The sequence below is a fragment of the Plantibacter sp. CFBP 8804 genome (assembly GCF_014841225.1).
In the GTDB taxonomy this organism is placed as follows: domain Bacteria; phylum Actinomycetota; class Actinomycetes; order Actinomycetales; family Microbacteriaceae; genus Plantibacter; species Plantibacter auratus.
In genome coordinates this window covers 1-4243 of record NZ_JACYTU010000034.1, presented here as the reverse complement: position 1 = coordinate 4243, position 4243 = coordinate 1, and the positions used below count along the sequence as shown (strand labels likewise).

General features: G+C 67.2%; 3 protein-coding genes. All 3 read right to left on the bottom strand.

Translation table 11 applies throughout. The features are described 5' to 3' along the window. Window positions 1–50: 50 nt before the first annotated feature. Window positions 51–1034, bottom strand: coding sequence for a TerC family protein (locus IFU11_RS19895; protein ID WP_192020095.1), 984 nt, complete (start codon window positions 1032–1034; stop codon window positions 51–53). A gap of 258 nt (window positions 1035–1292) precedes the next feature. After that, on the bottom strand, window positions 1293–2330 hold the full coding sequence (locus tag IFU11_RS19890; protein ID WP_192020094.1) for a LacI family DNA-binding transcriptional regulator: 1038 nt from the start codon (window positions 2328–2330) through the stop codon (window positions 1293–1295). Continuing rightward, the gene (locus IFU11_RS19885) at window positions 2323–3906 is read right to left on the bottom strand and encodes a sugar ABC transporter ATP-binding protein (protein WP_124768367.1); all 1584 of its coding nucleotides are present in this window, start codon (window positions 3904–3906) and stop codon (window positions 2323–2325) included. Before IFU11_RS19885 ends, IFU11_RS19890 begins: the two co-directional genes overlap by 8 nt. Between the last annotated feature and the right edge of the window lie 337 nt (window positions 3907–4243).

Here is a 4243-nt window from a genome sequence, read left to right as displayed (position 1 = left end):
GCGACCGCACATGCGCTCAGCAGAGGAGCGCATGTGCGGTCGGTCGACCCCTACCGCTCGATGCCGGCCCGCGCGTCACGGCGGGTCTTCGCGAGCGAGGCCACCGTCGCCACGGTGATGGTCACCGCGATGAAGAGCAGCGAGAACCAGATCGGGATGTCGGGGATCCAGTCGATGTGCTGACCGCCGTTGATGAACGGCAGCTCGTTCACGTGGAGGGCGTGGAACACGAGCTTCATGCCGATGAAGGCGAGGATGACGGCGAGACCCTGGGCGAGGTAGACGAGACGTTCCAGCAGGCCACCGATGAGGAAGAACAGCTGGCGCAGGCCCATGAGGGCGAAGGCGTTCGCGGTGAACACGATGTACGCCTCCTCGGTGAGGCCGTAGATCGCGGGGATCGAGTCGACAGCGAACACGAGGTCGACGAACCCGATCGCGACGATCGTCAGCAGCATCGGCGTGAAGAAGCGCTTGCCGTCGATCTTCACCGAGAGTCGGTCACCGTGATAGGTGTCGGTGATCGGGAGGATGCGGCGGGCGAATCCCACGACCTTTCCGTTGGCCGGGTCGCTCTCGTGGCTGCCGAACGCCTGGCGGTACGCGAGGAACAGCAGCAGCGCGCCCATCAGGTAGAAGATCCAGGAGTAGTTCTCGATGAGTGCGGCGCCGACGGCGATGAACGCGCCGCGCATGATGAGGGCGATGATGATGCCGATCATCAGCACCTTCTGCTGGTACGCCTTCGGGACGGCGAACCCGGCCATGACGATGAGGAAGACGAACAGGTTGTCGATCGACAGCGCCTTCTCGGTCAGATACCCGGCGAAGTACTCGCCGCCGTACGTCCAGCCGGAGACGAGGCCGATACCGACGCCGAACAGCAGGGCGAGGCTGACGTAGAAGATCGACCAGCGTGCCGACTCGGCGATCGTCGGTTCGTGGGGCTTCCGCACGTGCGCGAAGAACTCGTAGACGAAGAAGAGGATCGTGACACCGATGGTGATGATCCAGATCAGCGGGGTGACGGCCATGGTGGCTCCAGGGGCTCGAGGACGGGACTCCGACGCGATGGTCGGAACACGGTCTTCTCCACTCTCGATGAGAGCCGACACCCCGGGACCCGATGGCGGATCCGTACTGACGAGCATGTCGCGAAGGAGTACTCCCCCTGCTCCGACAAGTGTAGGTCAGGGGGTGGGCGGGGTACCTGGGAATTGGCCCTTCGACAGGCTCAGGGACCGGAGGAGGGGCGGCTCAGGGACCGGCGAGGCTCAGTGACGGGGAACCGCTCAGCGCGCGGTCACTCGGCGCTTCGCCAGGCTGTCGGCACTCGCCATCGCCGTGGAGTCACGCAGGATCAGCTCCGGTACCGAGGGTGGCACCGCTCCCGGGGGTTCTCCGTTGACGTGGTCGAGCAGGGTCGCGAGCAGCGTCCGGCCGACCTGTTCGAAGTCCTGCCGCACGGTGGTGAGCGGCGGTGAGAGGTGCTCCGCCTCGGGGATGTCGTCGAACCCCACGACGCTGAAGTCGAGCGGGACCCGGAGTCCGCGCTCGGTGAGGGAGTGCATGAGCCCGAGGGCCATCTGGTCGTTGGCGGCGAACACCGCGGTGACCTCGTCGTCCAGCTGACGGCCGAGAGCGTATCCGGAGGTCGGCGTCCAGTCGCCGGTCCCGACGACCTGCGCGACGAGACCCGCGGTGGCGAGTTCGTCTCGCCAGCCGCGCTCACGCTCGCGGGCGTCGATCGCGTCCGGTGGTCCGGCGAGGTGCCCGATGCGCCGGTGGCCGAGCCCGATGAGGTGGGCGGTCGCGGCACGCGCGCCGACGTACTGGTCGACGCCGACGGTGACCATACCTGCACGTGGCGTGGCGTGCAGAGCCACGAGCGGCACGCTGAGTTCCATCCCCGCCACGATGTCGGTGACCCCCTCGCGTGCGCTGATCACGGCGATCCCCTCGACGTTCTGGCGCAGGAACCCCTCGACCGCTGCACGCGCGGAACCCGGGTCGCTGTCCACCATGTTCGCGGTGAAGACCGACCAGCGGGCGTCGCGGGCCGCGGCGTTGAAGTGCAGGACCGAGGACGAGGGCCCGAACTCGGTGCCGCCGGTGGCGATGAGGCCGATGGTCCGGGATCGCTTCGTGACGAGCGTCCGGGCGGCGGGGGAGGGGACGTAGCGCAGCTGCTTGATCGCTTCGTCGACCCGCGCCTTCGTCGCCGGGCGCACGTTCGGGAGGTCGTTGAGCACCCGTGAGACGGTCTGGTGCGAGACCCCCGCGAGCCGCGCGACGTCGAAGATCGTCGCATGACGGGACGGCTCAGCCACGCGGTCCCCTCTCGTCGTCGGCGGTCGTGATCGGTTCCGGCGGGGCCTCGTCCGGCCCCTCCGAGATCGCGGCCAGCAGCTTCGAGACGGTGAGGTCGTAGTTCGGGAGGTCGGCGACCTTCCGTCGGTCGCGCAGCACGGCGATCCGGTGGCTGATGCGCAGGACCTCCTCGAGTTCGGCTGAGATGAACACGACCGACAGACCGTTCTCGGCGAGCCGGGTCACGAGCTTCTGGATCTCGGCCTTGGCGCCGATGTCGATGCCTCGGGTCGGTTCATCGAGCACGAGCAGCCGAGGAGCGAGCGCGAGCCACCTCGCCAAGAGTACCTTCTGCTGGTTCCCGCCTGAGAGCTCCTTCATGAGGGCATCTGGATTAGCGGGTTTGATACCCATCGCCTGGATGTAGCTCTCGGCCAGTTCGTTCTGCCGACGCAGCGGGATCCGTCTGAACCACCCGAGGTCCGCCTGGAGGGCCAGCGCGATGTTGTCGCGCAGGCTGAGGTCGCCGATGATCCCCTCGGTGCGACGGTTCTCCGACGCGTAGACGATCCGTTGCTTGAGGGCGCGACGCGGGGATCCGAGGCGGGTGGCCCTCCCGGCCACCTCCACCGAGCCGGTGTCGGCCCGGTCGACGCCGGTCAGGAGTCTGGCGAGCTCCGTCCGTCCTGAGCCGAGCAGGCCGGCGATGCCGACGATCTCGCCCTCGTAGACCTTCAGGTCGATCGGTTCGATCGCACCCTGGCGCCCGAGCCCGATCGCCGCGACGAACGGGTCCTCACCGTCCAGGGCGTCGCCCTCGTCGGAGGTGTCGAGCCCGCGTCGGATCTCGTCGAAGGTCGCGAGCTCCTTGCCGATCATCTTGTGGACGAGGTCGATCCGGAGCAGTTCGTGTGGGAGGTACTCCCCGACGAGACGCCCCTCCCGCAGCACGGTGAGTCGGTCGGAGATCTCGTAGACCTGGTCGAGGAAGTGCGAGATGAAGAGGATCGCGACGCCCTCGGTCTTGAGGATCGAGATGACCCGGAACAGTTCGGTGACCTCGTCGTTGTCGAGGCTCGAGGTCGGTTCGTCGAGGACGAGCACCTTGGTGCGCACGGCGATCGCCCGGACGATCGCGACGAGCTGCTGGATCGCCGGCGGGTGGGCGGAGAGCTGCGAGGCCGGGTCGATGTCGAGTCCGACGACGGCGAGCAGTTCGCGGGCGCGCTCGCGCATGCGCCTCCCCGAGATCCCTCCCCAGGCATGGCGTGGTTCGCGGCCGAGGAGGATGTTCTCGGCGACGGTCAGGTTGGGGAGGAGGTTGACCTCCTGGTAGACGGTGCTGATCCCGTGCGCCTGGGCGTCGGCGACGCTCGAGAACGACACCTCTCGTCCCTCGAGGAGGATGCTTCCGCTGTCGATCCGATGGACCCCGGTGAGCGACTTGATCAGGGTCGACTTCCCCGCTCCGTTCTCGCCCATGAGGGAGTGGACCTCACCGGGGAACAACCGGAGGTCGACGTCGTCGAGCGCTTTGACGCCGGGGAAGCTCACGGAGACACCGCGCAACTGCACGAGTGGCGTGGGCGAGGTCATCTGCAACTCTCCATCGAGGTGGTCGCGGCCGGGGTGTCCGCTGATCACCTGACTCTAGCGCGCGCGACGGCGCCGCCGGGAGGCCGCTCCGGAAGAATTGTGAGGGCTAACATTGCCTGTTGACAACCGGTTCGAGCCGTGGCTAATGTTCAGCACAACGCAAATGTGATCGCTAACAATCACCGACCACCTGCGTCACCGCAGCACCACGCACGTCACATTCACGCCGCACCCATCGTCGGGACCGCGGGTCTCAAAGAGGAGAACAATGTTCAAGACAACACGTGTCCGCGCACTCGCGGGCCTCGCCCTGGTCGGCGCTCTCGCGTTCAGCGCG

Coding starts and splice junctions, on each gene's coding strand:
- IFU11_RS19895 (WP_192020095.1), bottom strand. CDS start 1,034: ATGGCCGTCACCCCGCTGATCTGGATCATCACCATCGGTGTCACGATC.
- IFU11_RS19885 (WP_124768367.1), bottom strand. CDS start 3,906: ATGACCTCGCCCACGCCACTCGTGCAGTTGCGCGGTGTCTCCGTGAGC.